Below are 14,628 nucleotides of genomic sequence, written 5' to 3' on the forward strand. Positions count from 1 at the left end.
ACGAGGAGAGGAGTCCGACATGCCGATGCCCAGATGGTGGGGCCACATCAACAAACGCGTGTTCAACCCGCGCGCGATCAAGAGCGGCAAGTGGGCGGTGCTCACGCACGTGGGCCGAAGCTCGGGAATGCCCTACCGCACCCCGATGGAGGCGCACCCGGTCGACGGCGGCTACCTGGTCGTCCTGGTCTACGGATCGAACTCGGACTGGGTCCGCAACGTCATGGCGGCCGGCCGTGCGCGGCTGACGGTCGACGGCGAGGAGCTCGAACTGACCACACCGCGCGTGGTCGGCGAGGCGGAGGCGTTCGCGGCACTCGCCGACGAGGTGAAGCGGCCTCCCAAGGCGCTGCGCATCAAGGAGTACCTGAGGATGGACCTCGCCGCGACGTGACGCGCCGCAACCCGAGTGATGGCTGATTTGGCAGCCCTCCTGGCCGTAGCTTGGACGGACGGGGAGGTCGGGACCAGTGCGAAATGTGATGTCGGGCAGTGCGGGCAGGGTGGTGCAGGCGTCGTCGATCGGCACGGTGCACCTGCACAACCAGGAGCCGATACCCGTGCCGTTCCAGCTGCCGCCCGCGCCGCGCTGCTTCGTCAGCAGGCAGGACGAGCTGGCGGCGCTGGAAGGCTGGCCGTTGCTGGTGATCAGCGGCCCGGGCGGGGTGGGCAAGACGTCGCTGGCGTTGCGGTGGCTGCACGATCGGCATGAGGAGTTCCCGGACGGCCAGCTCTACGTCGACCTGGGCGCGCACTCGCCGGACGGGCCGATTGCGCCGGAAGACGTGCTGGAGTGGTTCCTGCACGCGTTCGGGATGCGGGACGTGCCGGTGTCGCTCGCGGCCAGGCAGGCGCTGTTCCGCTCGGTCACCGCGGGCCTCGCGTTCTCGGTGCTGCTGGACAACGCCGTGTCGTCCGCGCAGGTCAGGCCCCTGCTGCCGGCTTCGGGCACGGTCGTTGTCACCAGTCGCTGGCGGCTGAGCCCGCTCGGCACCGACGGCGCGCGGTTCGTGGAGGTGGAGCCGCTCGGCCAGCGGGATTCCGTGCGACTGCTCGAACAGCTCGTCCAGGACCACCGGCTCGCGGCCGAACCCGACGCCGCAGGCGAACTGGCCAGGCTCTGCGGCGGCCTCCCGGTCGCGCTGTCGGTGGTGGGCGCGCGGCTGTCGGCCCGGCCGCGCCGGTCGGTGGGACGGGAGTTGACCGAGTTGCGCGACGACCGGCTGCCTGAACTGGACGAGGACGCGTCGGTCGCCGCCGTGCTCGACCTGTCCTATGTGGACCTGCCGGTCCGGCAGGCGCGGCTGTACCGGCTGTGCGCCTGGCTGCCGGGGACCGGGTTCGGTGCCGAGCCGGCCGCGGCGATGGCGGGCGAGCAGGTGGACGACGTCGCGGAGGCGCTGGAAGAGCTGGTGGAGAAGAACCTGCTGACCGAGACCGCCGACAACCGGTTCCGCTTCCACGACATGCTCCGGACCCACGCGCGCACCAAGGCCGACCCCGCCATCGAGGAGGGACTCCGGCGGCTGATCGAATGGTGTGTCGCCACCGCGGTTTCCGCTGATCTGGCCGTGATGCCGGGGCGTCAGCGGATCGGTCCCGCCTACCGCGAGGCCGTGCCGATGGCGGCCGGCGCCGCCGAGTGGCTGGAGCTGGAACGGGCGAACCTCGTCGCGGCGATCAGGTGCGCGTACGACCACGACTGGCCTGACCTGGTCTGGCAGCTGTGCGAGGCGATGTGGCACCTCTTCCTCAAGGGCCACCACTACGCCGACTGGGTCGAGACCCACCGGCTCGCCATCCCGGCGGCACGGGAGTCGGGCAACCCGGTGGCCGCGGCGAGGCTGGGCACCCGGCTCGCGATGGCCTACCTCAACCTCGGCCGCCACGACGAGGCCGTGACCGAACTCGACGCCGTGCTGGCTGCGGGCCTCACGGATCCGGTGAGCGGGCCGTCGGCGCTGTCGTTGCTCGGCAGGGTTCATCTCGAACGCGGGGACCCCGCGGCCGCGCTCGACTGCTATCGGCGGGTGCTCGAAGCGCGGTCCGGACCTGGTCGTGAGCGCGGCGTCGCCATGGCGCGCAGACGGATCGGCCAGGCGTTGATCGAACTGGGCCGCGCGGACGAGGCGGTCGTGGAGCTCGAACTGGCCGAGTCGCTGCTCACCGACCCGGTCGAACGGGCGCGCGTGCGGACGTTCCTCGCAAGGGCCTGTGCCGACGCCGGCCTGCACGACCGCGCTCGGTCGTTGCTCGACTCGGCGAGCAACGACCTGCGCACGTCACCGTTCGACCGCGCGGACGCCCTGGTGCTGCTGGGCACGCTCGCGGACGACCACGACCAGGCACGGGAGCACTACCTGGCCGCGCTCGCGTGCTTCCACGATCGGGCCGATCCCGCCGCCGTCCGCGTCCGGGACCTGCTGGAGCGGCACGAGCACCGCCTCGCAGCCGACGTGATCCCGGAGCAGCCGACGGGCGAGCAGCAGCGCGACCCCCGCTGACGGCATCGGCGGGCACACCAGGACGTCCGCGACGGCGACCCACCGCGCTCGGGCGCCGGTGTGGACCACGAGCAGGTCGCCGGACCGCGTGACGCCGTCAGGCACGGTGCACCGGAACCGGTTCGGCGAGGCACTCCCGTCCGGGCTCCGCCAGACCGAGCAACCGGTACATCGTGCGGCGGAGCACAGCCGCCGCCTCGCCGGGCCGTGAGCTGATGGTCAGCGGAACGCGCTGTGCCTGCTCCGCAACGGGTCTGCTCTCGTCGAGTCGCGGTGCCCGCCGGGCGAGCAGATCGGCGAGGCTGTCCGCGCGGACCTGCGGCGTGCCCGCGAGGACGATCGGCACGCCGGCGGCCGCGGCGTACTGCGTCACCGAACCGGCGTCCCCGACGACGGCATCGCTCGCGACGACCATCGCCCGCCAGCCTTCCTCCGGCGGCACGATGATCAGTCCCGGGCAGTCGGCCAGCCACGCGCGGACCTGCCACGCGCCGTGCACCTGCCAGATGTTGGGGTGCAGGATCGCCGCCGTCCGGCTCTGTCGCGCCAGCCCGCGGTACAGGGCGATCCGGCTGCCGAACGTCGACCGCGCCGACCAGGTCGAGGTGATCGTCACGAGCGTCTCGTCCGGCGCGATGCCCGCGGCGGCCCGGTACTCGTCGCGCAACGGCAGGCTCGCGCGCAGCCGGTCGAAGCAGATGTCGCCCGCCACCACGGCGTGCGGCAGTGCCTCAGGACAGGCGTCCGCCAGCAACGCGAGTTCGTCGTCCAGTGCCAGCACGATCGCCGCCGGCACCACCCGGCCGCCGCGGGTGAGCGAGGCCCGGTCGAGACCGTGCCCGTGCAGCCGCTTCGACTTCGCCGCGCTCGCGCCGTGCGGCAACGTCATCACCGGGCCGTGCACCAGGTCGGTGCCCTGGCGACTGGCGGCGACGACCAGGTCGAACCGGTGCCGCAGCGCGTTGTCCCACGGCGTCATCGAAACGCCTTGTCCCGCAACGAACTCTGCAGTGCCCGGCGGCGATCCGGTGGGCACCGTGCACACGACCTGCACCCGTGGATCGCCCGCGAGGAGCGGCAGCACGTCCATCAACCGGGTGCCCGCGACCAGATGCGGCACGAGCACGAGCACCTGGCGGCATTCCGGCACGGTCACCCGCCGTGCGGCGCCCAGCCCGAACGGCTCCCACATCACGCCACCTCCACAGGGGCGCCCGACGAGCAGTCGAAGACCGGCACGTCGTCGCGTCGCACCGGCTCGTGCGCCGCGTGCTTCGTCATGATCAGCACGATGTCGGCCGGTGCGTCGACGGGCTGGGAGAGGAGCGTGGCCCCGTTGTCGAGCACGAGGCTCGGCACGTACGGGTCGTGGTAGGTCACGTCCGCCTCGGCGGCCAGTTCGTTGATCACCCGCACCGCCGCGGACTGCCGGACGTTCGCGGTGTCCGGCTTGTAGGTCACGCCCGCGACGAGCACCCTGCTGCGCCGCAACGGAGGCAGCCCGCGCGCGGCGAGCGCCTCCCGCACCCGGTGCACGGTGTGCGCGGGCATCGCGTTGTTCACCGCGATCGCCGCGTCGACCACCGGCGAGTGCAGCCCGTGCCGGCGCGCGCTGGCCGTGAAGAACCCCGCCGACACGGGAATGCAGTCGCCGCCCGCGCCCGGCCCTGGCCGGTGCCGCAGAAACCCGTACGGCTTGCTGCCCGCGGCCTCCAGCACCTCCTCGACGTCGACCCGCTGCGCCCGGCACAGCGCCGCGAGTTCGTTCGCGAGGGAGATGTTGACCATCCGGAACGTGTTCTCGAAGATCTTCACCAGTTCGGCGGCGCGCGTCGAGCTGACGGCCACGACCCGGTGCGCCACCCGGCTCACGAAGCGCACCGCGAGTTCCGTGCAGCGCGGCGTGTAGCCCGCGACGACCCTCGGGACCGTGTCGACGGCGACGTTGCCGGGATCCGTGCGCACGGGGGAGTGGGCGAGGTGGAAGTCGAGCCCGGCGCACAACCCCGACACGGCCGCGATGCGCGGCAACACCACCTCCTCGACCGTGCCCGGCGCACAGGTGCTCTGCACGATCACCAGAGCCCCCGGCCGCATGGCCTTCGCGACGTCGTCGGCCGCCTGCGCCAGCAACGACACGTCGAGCCTGCCGTGCCGATCCGCCGGCGTCGGCACGCACAACACGTAGACGTTCGAGTGTGGAATTCCTTTTGTGTTGTTCCGCAACAAAAGCCGTCCGCTCGCCATAGCGGAATTCAGCTCGTGGTCCGCGACCGTGGTGAGCCCGCAACCGGGCCGTTGCTCGCTGATCTCCCGGACCCGTTCCGCACTAGCGTCCACTCCGAGAACGGTCAGTCCCGACCGAGCGGCGGCGACGGCGGTCGGCAATCCGGTGAAGCCGAGTCCGATGACGGTGATGTCGATGATGTCCACAACACACCTCCCAATGGGTTTGTGGACACCAAGGTGCGCCGCGACTCTGCCCGAATTGCTTTCCGTGCACCGCTCATGCGCTGAACGCGCAGGTGAAACGGCATGGCGCCGCAATCGGGGAAGCGTTTTCCATGCGCGCTGGACTGCCTGCGGTTTCAGAGTGCTTTCAGTACGCCGATCGGGCTTCGAATTCGCAACATCGCTGGAAAGCCCCCGGCGTTGGGAGCACACTGCTCACGGGAGAGATGCACCTGGCGAGGGGTGGCGCGGGTGGAGATCGCATTCAGGATTCTCGGGCGCACAGGCCTGAGGACGGCAGACGGCTTCGTCCTGGACTGGGGGAAGCCAAAGGAGCGTGCCGTTCTCGCGGTTCTGCTGTTCCACGCGGGCAAACCGGTAACGGTGCGCGCGCTGGAAAAATGGGTGTGGTCGGCCGACGACCTCCCGAGCAAGCCGTACCCGACCCTGCAGACCTACATCGCCCGCATCAAAGCGGCCCTGCGCGACGCCGGCCTGCCCGCGGTGATCTCCAACGTGGAACGCGCCTACCAACTGGACGTGGACCGCTCCCTGATCGACTTCTACGCCTCTGCGGAGCTGTCGCGAAAAGCGAAGACGGCCGCGCACGAGTCGCCGCCGGATCACGACAAGGCGTGCACACTCGCCGAGGAGGCCATCGAACTGTGGTCCGGCGAGCCGCTGGCCGATCTCGACAGCGATCTCGCGTCCGACCGGCGCCGGGTGCTCGTGCGTGACCACTACCTGACGACCTTGAACGGTCTGCTCTACAGCCTCGGCAGGCTGGGCAGGTTCGAGCGGATGCTCACCCATCTCAACGAAATCCAGCCCGAGCATGATCTCGACGTCATGCTGGCCCGGCACCGGTTACGTGCGTTGTACGGCCTTCGCAAACGAGTGGAGGCCGTGAGCTACTACCTCGATGCCCGGCGCCGCATCCAGGCCGAGATCGCCGACGGCTCCGAGGAGGAACTTCGCACGTTGCACGAGGAGCTTCGCGAGCAGCACGCCCGGCAGACCGCGCCGTCCTCCGCGCCGCCGGGGCCGCAGTACCTGCCGCACAACGTCGATGTGTTCACCGGTCAGTCGGATCTGCTGGCACAGCTGAACAACCTGATCCTCCCGCATCCGCAACCTCGCTTGATCTCATTGGACGGTCCGCCGGGAGTCGGCAAGACCACCCTGGCCGTCCACTGGGCGTGGTCGGTGCGCGAACGGTTCCCGGACGGCCATTGGTTCGCGTCGATGGATGGTGTGGCGCACGGCCCGAGGGTCGAGGCGGCCCAGGTGGTGAAGGAACTGCTCGCCGAGTTCGGTGTCGCGGCCGACTCGATGCCATCGCTGGAGGCCCGAACAGCACGCCTGCGGGAGCTTCTCGCCAACCGGCGCATGCTCGTGGTCTTGGACAACGTGGCGGACACGGACCACGTTCGCCCGCTGCTGCCCGCCCTGTCGAACTGCGTGGTGCTCGTGACCAGCCGTTCGCGCTTGAGCGAGCTCGCACTGCGCGACCGCGCCCGATGTCTGACCGTCGATCCGCTGGGACAGGATGAAACCGTTGACTGGCTTCGGAATCGGCTGGGTTCCAGGGCTTCGTCCGATCCCTCGGCGGTGGTGAGGCTGGCCGAGCTGGTCTACGGCATGCCGCTCGCCATGGGACTCGTCGCGGAGCAGGTTGCGGCACAACCTCGTCGCTCACTCGACGACTTCGTGCGAGTGTTCGCCGCGGACCGCGCGTTGCTGTCATTGGGAAGCGGGTCAACGGGAAGCATTCGTGCTGCCTTCCAGCTTTCCTACAGCAGCCTTTCGGACGAGCAGGCGAGGCTTTTCAGGCTGCTGGGTCTGCACCCGGTGCGCGAGGTGTCGCTCGACATCGTCGCGGCGCTCATCGGGGCCGAACGTGAGGAGGCGCGGCAGCTCGTCGAGTCGCTGGCGTGGACGCGGCTGGTCGAGCCGACGGACGGTGATCGCTTCAGCATGCACGACCTCCTGCGCCAGTATGCGACAGAACGCGCTGAGCAGGACGAAGATCCGGCTGCACGGGACGCGGCGATGGCCAGGATGACCGCGTGGTACACGCACACCGTGCATCACGCGGATCGTTGTGTGGTCGGCTTCCGGGAGGAAGTACCGATGTTGTCGTTGCCTCCTGGTGTGACACCACGTGACTTCGCTCATCAGGACGAGGTGCGGCGGTGGTGTCTTGAAGAGGAGGGCGCGCTCGTCGCGGTCGTGCGCGGGGTGGCTGACCCGGAACACGTCTGGCGCATGGCCAACGGTGTGGGGGAGCTGCTGCTTCGCTACTGCCGTCATGACTCCGTCGTCGCGGTGATGCGGGCTGGTGCGGCGGCTGCACGGAAGTTCGGTGGCACCGGAGTCGTGGTCGACACGCTGCAGAATCTGGGCTTCGTCCACATGGCCGGGCGCGACTTCGAGTCGGCGGACCGGTGTATCCGGGAGGCTCGCGAGATCTTCGGCGACCGGGACGACCCGGAAACGCTCGCTGTGCTCCTGCGCAACCAGGCGGAGTGCCTTCGTGGGGTGCACAACGCGACTCGCGCGATCGAGACGTACCAGGAGGCTCTCGCGCTCGCCGTCACCGACGACACGAGAGCGGGAATCCTGCACAGGCTTGGCAAGGTGTGCGCCAGAGTCAATCGGATCGACGAGGCGACGTCGCACCTCTACCAGGCCCTGCATCTGAGGGAGAAGATCGGCGACGTGAAGGGTCAGGCCGACAGTCGCAGGCAGCTCGCCCAGCTCTCATTCGACCTCGGCAAGCCGCTCGGCGCACTGGGCGACTGCCACCTTGCGATCGGCCTGTACCAGCAGGCGCACTTCGTTCCCGGCGAAGCTCGGACCCTCGTCCTGCTGGCGGCGATCGTCAAAGCCGACAACCTCGACCTGGGTCGGCACTACGTGACCCGTGCGATCGAGCTGTCCAGGGGACTGGATCGCCAGGCGGAAGCCATGGCCCTGGACGTTTTGGGACAGATCGAGTGGCGAGCAGGGGAGCTGGAGCCGGCCGTCGAGCGGTGGGAGGCCTCCTTCGCCGCGTTCGTGGACGTCGGAGATCGCCGCGCGGACGTGATAGCCGCCCACCTGGAGGAGCTCGCGCAATTCACGCAGCCCGCGGTTCCGCATTCGCGTGATCAATCCGAGGCCGCGGAACCTCTCGGCGGCGAATCGCGCACCAACCTCTTCGAGGTGGAATAGACGCGCTCGTCACCACAATGGGTGTCCGTCATTGGGCAACTCGTCCTACGGTGAGTTGCCCAAATTGCCTCGAAATGACGGCATGTCGTTGCCGGAAGGGCGATGTGGATCTTGGAGGGCGGCCCGCTCCGTGTGCTGGTGTCGCGCTGGGTAGGGGCGGTGTGAAGCAGCTCACGCGACTGAATAAGATCATCTGGTCGGGGGTCCGTCCCACGAACAGAGGATAAATTGAACAGACGTTCAAGGACCGCGTTGATGGTCGCGTTGGGCCTGCTCGGGGCCGTGCTTGTAGGCACGACCGCCGAGTGGCCGACCGTCGGCTACAGCGTGTTGGCTACCGTCTACAGCGTTTGGTCCATGAAGTTCGGCTGAGGTCCAGTCGTCGCGTAGCAGGCGGCAACTCTCGGCTCGGCTTCAAGCCCGGCTCGCGTCAAGCGGGCCGGGTTTTCCATGTTACGGGTCGTGCCGCGACACTTGGTCACTTCTCGTGGCAATTCAGCAATTTGTGTCTGATTAACTATTTTGATCACTGTCTAAGCCTTCGGTGCCCGGTAAACGGTTATCCACAGGCCTGCGGTGATAGTGCATTCACATGGCCGCGTCAGTCGGAATGCTCCGTCGCGAGCTTCCCCAGCGCCAGCCGGTTGGTCAGCCCCGTCTTCGTCAGCAGGCTCGACACGTGCTTCTCCACGGTCCGCCGCGACAGGTGCAACTGCGCCGCGATCTCGTTGTTGGCCAGCCGCACCCCGAGCAGCCGCAGCACCTCGTACTCGCGCACGGTCACGCCGGCCAGCCGCAGCTCGTCCGGCACCTCGTCGACCCCGGACCGGCGCTGCGTCACCCGCACGCCCATCAGGCGCAGCTGGGCGCGGCAGGCTCCGGCCACGGCCGCGATGCCGGCGTCGTGGAAGTGGTGTTCTGCGCTGCGCAGCCAGGTCTCCGGGTCGCCCCAGCCGTCGCGGACCGCGGCCTCGGCTACCAGGCGCAGGCCCAGGTGGCGGGCCATCGGGTAGGGGTGGCCGACGTCGCCGCTCTCCTGGACCTGGGCCAGGGCGGCGTCCTTGTCGCCTTCGGCGCCGGCCAGGACGGCGGCGGCCAGCAGTGCGAAGTGGTGGTCCCAGCGGAGACCGGCGGCGGGATCGGCTACGACGGAGTCGTACTCGGCGCGGGTCAGGTCGCCGTCCACGGCCCTGAGCAACAGGGAGAGGCCCAGGCGGCCGGTCAGGTGGTAGGTGGTCGGGGTGGCGCGTTCGGCGGCCAGCGCGAGTGCGAGATCGGCTCGCGCCCTCGGTCTGTCCTCTTCGAGGAGCGAGCAGAACGTCGCCGCCAGGCCGTGCAGGCGGGCGGTGTGTTGCTCGCCGCCCGGTTCGGACAGCACTGACCAGGCCTCGGTCAACGTCGTCCGGTCGCCGCGGTGGCCTGCCAGGACGGCTCGCAGTACCGCCATGAACTGGCTGATCTCCTGCAGTCCCAGGCGTTTCGCGGCGGAGGAGACGTCGTCGACGACCAGGGAGGCCGCCGCGAAGTCGGCGCGCAGGACCAGTTGCAGGCCGATGTTGACCTCGGACTGGTAGCGGGCGATCACCGCGCCGATCCGGGACGCCAGGTCGCGGGCCTGTTCGAGACGGCCGAGGTCGCCGGAGCGCAGGGCGTCGTCCAGGCCCAGCCTCACCAGAGCGTGGATCTCCCAGATCGGCAGGTCGTGCGCGATGGCGAAGGCCCGGCTGCGTTCCAGGTACGCCGTGGCGCGGGCCGGGTCGCGGCGGCGGGTCAGGGCTCCGAGCAGTTGCCACGCCTGGCAGGCGACGACGGGCAGCGGGACGCGTTCGGCGACGGTCGCGGCTCGCAGCGCGGTCTCCTCGGCGCGTTCGAGGCTGCCCGGTTCGGAGCGGTCCAGTTCCAGGTGCGCGGCCACGACGTCCACGGGCGCGCACTCCTCGGGTGGGGCGTCGCCCAGCAACGCCCGCGCGATCTCCACCTGGGCCAGGCCGTCGGACGTGCGGCCGGCCAGGTTCGCGGCCCACGCCAGCTGCGTGTGCAGGCGGGCGCGGTGCGGGCGGTCGAGGCCCGAGCTGTCGAAGCTCATGGCCAGCGCGCGGTCGACCTGGCCGGCCTCGGTCAGTGCCAGCAGCTGGGCTTCGAGCGCCTCGAAGCGTTGGACGGGGTCCTCGACCAGTTCCAGCGAGCGTTCCAGCAACGTGACGGCCGACTGCGCGGCGCCCTGGGCCAGTGCTCGCCGCCCGGCCTCCGCGTAGAGCGCACCGGCGGCGGCGGTCTGGCCGGCCGCCTCGCGCAGCGTCGCGCAGAGGTGGCACCAGTCGCCGGGCACGCCGGGGTAGCGCTTCTCGACTGCGTCGGCCGCGCGCCGGGCCAGGGACGACTGGACGTCCTCGGGGATCAGGGTCAGGACCGCGTCGGCGACCAGCGCGTGCGTGAAGAGGTACCAGTCGGGGGTGTGGTCGTCGGGGCCGATCAGGTGCGCCACGGGTTCGCTCTGCAGGTGGCGCAGCAACGTCCGGTAGTCGAGGCCCGTGACCTCGCGGACGACGGTGAGCGGGAACCTGAGGCCGATCACGGCCGCGACCGACACGAACTCGCGCGCCTGGTCGTTCAGCCGGCCGAACCGGCCCGCCACGCTGTGCACCAACGCGGACGGCGGCACGCCCGCCTCGCCCATGCTCCAGACGTCCCCGGTCCGCACGAGGTGTCCGTCCGAGACGATCTCGTCGAGCAGTTCCTCCACGAACAGCGGAAGCCCGCCGCTGCCCGCCCACAGCAGATCCAGTGCGGGCGCGGGCAAAGCGCCCTCCAGACACGCACCCGCAAGCACGGAAACCTGCTCGTGCTTGAAACGCCGGAGCTCGATGAGCGTGGCGGAGTCGCGTTTGCTGGTGGCGCGGGCGAACTCCAGCGCCGCGCTGTCGTCGTCGCGCATCGTCGCGAGCAGCAACGTCGGCTGGTGCGAGATGTTGTCGATGACGTATTCGAGCACTGCCAACGTATCGGGGTCGGCGTACTGCAGATCGTCGATGACGACGGCACATCCGCCTTCACGGCCCACGAGTTCGGTCAGCCGCAGCACACCCTCGGCGAGCACGATCAGCGAGCTGCTCGACGCGTCGTCGGAAGCAGAACCCCAGTCGGGGTTGAGCCGGGCGAGTGCCGGACGGTAGGGGCCCAGCTCGTCGATGTCGACGGTGGTGCCCAGGCGCTGCAACGACAGCAACGCCTCGCTCAGACAGCGGAACGGGATCGTGCGGCTCATGGCGCTGCCCCGGCCGCGCATGATGCTCATTCCGCTCTGGTAGGCGAGGTCGGTCGCGGCGGTGGCGAGCCGGGACTTGCCGATCCCGGCTTCACCGGTCAGGAAAACGACCTGACCCCTCCCCGCAGCGACTTTCGCCAACGTCGTCCTGATCAGTCCCAGCTCATGGTCTCGACCGACGACGACTGGTGCACGTAATGCCACTCGCACATGAGATCACGACCTGCCACGAAACGGTGACATACGGTCAGAAATCGGGCGTCAGTTTTCCGGACGGCAACACGTGGAACCGTTCCCACCGCCGTTGACGGACACGACCGAGTCGAGCACGACGTCGGCGCTGGTCGGCGCCGCGGCGCTCGGACCTGCGGCGATGACGCCTGCGGAGAGGACGACGCCCGTCAGCGCGGCGATCCGCAGGCCGATCTTCCTGGTGGTGGCCCGAGTCGAGGCGGACTGGTCGTGGGTCTCCGAGAGTCTCATTGCTTCTCCTGTTGGTGAGTAACGGTTTCTTGCACGACCCCGGTGAACGGGGAAGATCAGTTTCCCGGCTCGAAGCGCAGGACCGACGGCGTCCGCTCCGGGAATCCCAGGCGCAGCAGGCCGATCCCGAGTCCGGCGAGTCCGGTGAGGAGTCCGGGGGTGGGCACGCGGTCCGGGGTGACGCAGCGGGGACCGTCGCGGCGCAACGTCGCCAGCACTTCGCCCGTACGGCGGTGCCGGGTCGCGGCGGACCAGCCGCCGACCGACACGTCCGCATGGCCGAGTTCCCCGTGGCACAAGGACAAGTCGTCGTCCGTCCATTTGGAAGCATCGTGCTGGCACCACCGGTCGGGTCCGGCCGGTCCGTCCGGGTACCGCTCGGCCAGCTCACGTGCGTCGGAGCAGCCGATTTCCGCGTCCAGCGCCCGCATCGCCGCCGCCAGGCCGTGTTCCGGTTCGAACTCCGCCGCGGCACTTGCCAACCGAACGGTCGCGCGGGCCCAGCGAGCGACCTCGTCGTCGTCGAGCAGCGTGGCGATTCTGGCGAGCCCGTAACCGATTCCGGCGAACCCGGTCAGGCCGCCGGAACCGACCGCGGCGATGAGGTCGTCGTTGCCCCTGAGCGCGGCCAGCAGGTCCGGCACCGTCGCGAGTGCACGGCGGGCGACGTCGGTGTAGCGGCAGACCTCGCTGATCCGGCCGAGCTGGGCCAGGAACAGCGCCACTCCCGTGTAGCCGTGCGCGAGTCCGGCGCCCATCGGCAGCACGAGCCACCGCGTGTCGCCCACGGGTTCGAGACCGATCCAGTTGATCCGCTCGGTGCCGTAGCTGGTCGTGACGATCCGGTCGGCGATCGTGCAGGCCGCGGACAGCACCTCGTCCGTGCCGACGGCGTGCTGCCGCACCTTGCCCGGCCCGGCTCCGGTGACCGCGACGCGGCGGGTGGCCAGTGAAGCGGCGATCACCCATTCCTGGTCGTCGCGGTCGAACTCGTCGAACGCGGACAGACACGCGAGCGCGTCCTCCAGCCCGGACGTGGCGAGCACTCCGGGAAGCTTTCCCTTGGCGGACACCAGGTCGTGGCCGTCCGCGCGGGTCGTGAACAGCGGGACGTCGCCCGTATCGAGTTCGGCGGCCTCGAGCTCGGCCAGGCCGGGCAGGAAGTCCGTCGCGCAGGCCGTGGTGAACGCGGCGAGCCGGACGTCGGCGTCGCGCAGGAACTCCGGTCCGCGGGCGGCGGCGAGGAGACCCGCGTACTGGGCCGTCGGCCGGGGCACGATCCGCACCGGCACCGAGGCGCACCCGGCCAGCAGGGCGGCGAACTCCGCGCTGTGCAAGGAGATCGCGTCGTAGGTCTGCCGGAACCCGGACAGCACGGCGTCCGCGTGGTCGGCGGCCTCGACGGGCCGGCCCTGCCACGTCGGGCGGTTCGCGGCGCCGATCACGAACTCCGGCCTGAGGACGGCGCGCATCCGGTCGGTGCCGGCGTCGAGCCATTCCGTTGTGGCGCTGGAGGTCTCCTGGCCGGCGTCGCCGCCGACGCCGGAGATGTCGACGAGCCCGTGCCGTCCGGCGACGGCGGGCAGCAGACCGGTGCGCGCGACCGAACGGCCGAGCGCGACGACGGCGGGATCGGGCCGTTCTCCTGGCAGCTGGGCCTGGAAGAGGGTCTCCACGTCGATCAGCAACGGCTGGTCGGCGCGGGTGATCACGTTCTGGTGGTGCATGTCCGTGGCGCGCAGCAGGTGCAGCACCGCGAGCAGTCCGCCGAGCCGCAGGAAGTACGTCGTGGCGTCGTCGCGGGGCAGCGGGGCCGGCTCGACGTGTTCGGTCCAGCCGTACCCGTCACCCGGTACCGCCCTGACGGTCGCGAGACCGAGGTCGACCAGGTCGTTCACCAGCTCGACCACGTGCGCGAGCGCGAGGTGGGCGTCGACGCCGCGCGGCTTGTAGACCAGCCGCTGCCCGTCCGCGAGCTCCAGGACCGTCGTCGCCCGTCCTCCCCGGTGCCGATCTCCGCCGGGACGGGCGGCGACGAGCGCGGACTTCGTGTCGAGCAGCGTGCCGGTCAGACGGTCCTGGTCGGCCGCGTAGCGCGTGGCGAGCTCGGTGATGATCTCGACCGCGGTGTCGCGTTCGCCGTCCAGCTCCCGGACGAGCACCGGGTAGTGCTCGACGTGGGCACGGGTGAGGAAGTCCTGGAACCGCTCGTGCTCGTCCGCGCCCTTGAGGCCGTCGGCCTGCCCCAGCTCGTGCACGAGAACCGGCGCCGCGAGGCGGGTGAGCCGGCTGGTGAGGAGCTGGGCGCACGAGGCGACCAGTGCGGACGGGTCAACGGCGGTCTCGGGCAGTGCGGCCAGTGCGGCGTGCAGACGGGCGCTCGCCGCGGCCACCCAAGGCTCCACGACGTGCGCGAACACGTCCGTGGGAGCGGGTGTGACGCGGCAGGCGATCTCCATGAGACGAAGCGTGCCAGGGCTCTACCGACGGGTCATGGGTGTAGAACACCACCATTGGCCCGCCGCTGCGCATGGGCCATTACGCATGCTCACCCATGCCGCTCGCGAATCGCTTGAGCGCACGCCGGTCGCACCCCTGCCCGCAGTGGCCTCGAGCTGCGTTTTCCGAATGGTGGTGGCCGCCACGGATGAGGTTTTCGCTGGTGGAGGGCAGATTTTGGGCCAGGCCGCAACGGGGCCTGAAACACCG

At 70.1% G+C, this 14,628-nt stretch carries 8 protein-coding genes; 3 read left to right on the plus strand and 5 right to left on the minus strand.

Translation table 11 applies throughout. The annotated features are described in order from the left end of the window. The first annotated feature begins 19 nt into the window (after positions 1-19). Positions 20-394: a nitroreductase family deazaflavin-dependent oxidoreductase gene (locus ACIQF0_RS13995; protein ID WP_401029050.1), complete on the plus strand. Its 375-nt coding sequence runs from the start codon at positions 20-22 to the stop codon at positions 392-394. Positions 395-470: 76 nt separating this feature from the next. Further along, positions 471-2,504 carry an ATP-binding protein gene (locus ACIQF0_RS14000; protein ID WP_401029053.1) on the plus strand — a complete coding sequence of 678 codons (2,034 nt, stop codon included), beginning with the start codon at positions 471-473 and terminating at the stop codon, positions 2,502-2,504. Positions 2,505-2,601: 97 nt separating this feature from the next. Here ACIQF0_RS14000 and ACIQF0_RS14005 read toward each other — a convergent pair whose 3' ends face one another. After that, a complete protein-coding gene (locus ACIQF0_RS14005) occupies positions 2,602-3,696 on the minus strand; it encodes a hypothetical protein (protein WP_401029056.1) in 1,095 nt (364 codons plus the stop codon). Next, a complete protein-coding gene (locus tag ACIQF0_RS14010) occupies positions 3,696-4,937 on the minus strand; it encodes a nucleotide sugar dehydrogenase (RefSeq protein ID WP_401029059.1) in 1,242 nt (413 codons plus the stop codon). The genes ACIQF0_RS14005 and ACIQF0_RS14010 overlap by 1 nt, the downstream gene beginning before the upstream one ends. A gap of 270 nt (positions 4,938-5,207) precedes the next feature. Here ACIQF0_RS14010 and ACIQF0_RS14015 point away from each other — a divergent pair, with 270 nt between their 5' ends. Further along, positions 5,208-8,171 carry an AfsR/SARP family transcriptional regulator gene (locus tag ACIQF0_RS14015; RefSeq protein WP_401029062.1) on the plus strand — a complete coding sequence of 988 codons (2,964 nt, stop codon included), beginning with the start codon at positions 5,208-5,210 and terminating at the stop codon, positions 8,169-8,171. A 601-nt stretch (positions 8,172-8,772) separates the two neighbouring features. On the opposite strand, the gene ACIQF0_RS14020 is transcribed toward ACIQF0_RS14015, so the two are convergent. The 3 genes from ACIQF0_RS14020 to ACIQF0_RS14030 are packed head-to-tail and all read right to left on the minus strand — an operon-like array spanning position 8,773 to position 14,378. Further along, a complete protein-coding gene (locus ACIQF0_RS14020) occupies positions 8,773-11,646 on the minus strand; it encodes an ATP-binding protein (RefSeq protein ID WP_401029064.1) in 2,874 nt (957 codons plus the stop codon). 51 nt (positions 11,647-11,697) lie between these two features. Then, positions 11,698-11,919, minus strand: a complete 222-nt coding sequence (locus tag ACIQF0_RS14025; RefSeq protein WP_401029067.1) for a hypothetical protein — start codon at positions 11,917-11,919, stop codon at positions 11,698-11,700. Between the two features lie 56 nt (positions 11,920-11,975). Further along, entirely contained in the window at positions 11,976-14,378 is a 2,403-nt protein-coding gene (locus ACIQF0_RS14030) for a type 2 lanthipeptide synthetase LanM family protein (protein WP_401029070.1), read from the minus strand. Positions 14,379-14,628: the final 250 nt, after the last annotated feature.

This window comes from Lentzea sp. NPDC092896 (genome assembly GCF_044754905.1).
Lineage (GTDB): Bacteria > Actinomycetota > Actinomycetes > Mycobacteriales > Pseudonocardiaceae > Lentzea.

Coding starts and splice junctions, on each gene's coding strand:
- ACIQF0_RS14025 (WP_401029067.1), bottom strand. CDS start 11,919: ATGAGACTCTCGGAGACCCACGACCAGTCCGCCTCGACTCGGGCCACC.
- ACIQF0_RS14030 (WP_401029070.1), bottom strand. CDS start 14,378: ATGGAGATCGCCTGCCGCGTCACACCCGCTCCCACGGACGTGTTCGCG.
- ACIQF0_RS14005 (WP_401029056.1), bottom strand. CDS start 3,696: ATGTGGGAGCCGTTCGGGCTGGGCGCCGCACGGCGGGTGACCGTGCCG.
- ACIQF0_RS13995 (WP_401029050.1), top strand. CDS start 20: ATGCCGATGCCCAGATGGTGGGGCCACATCAACAAACGCGTGTTCAAC.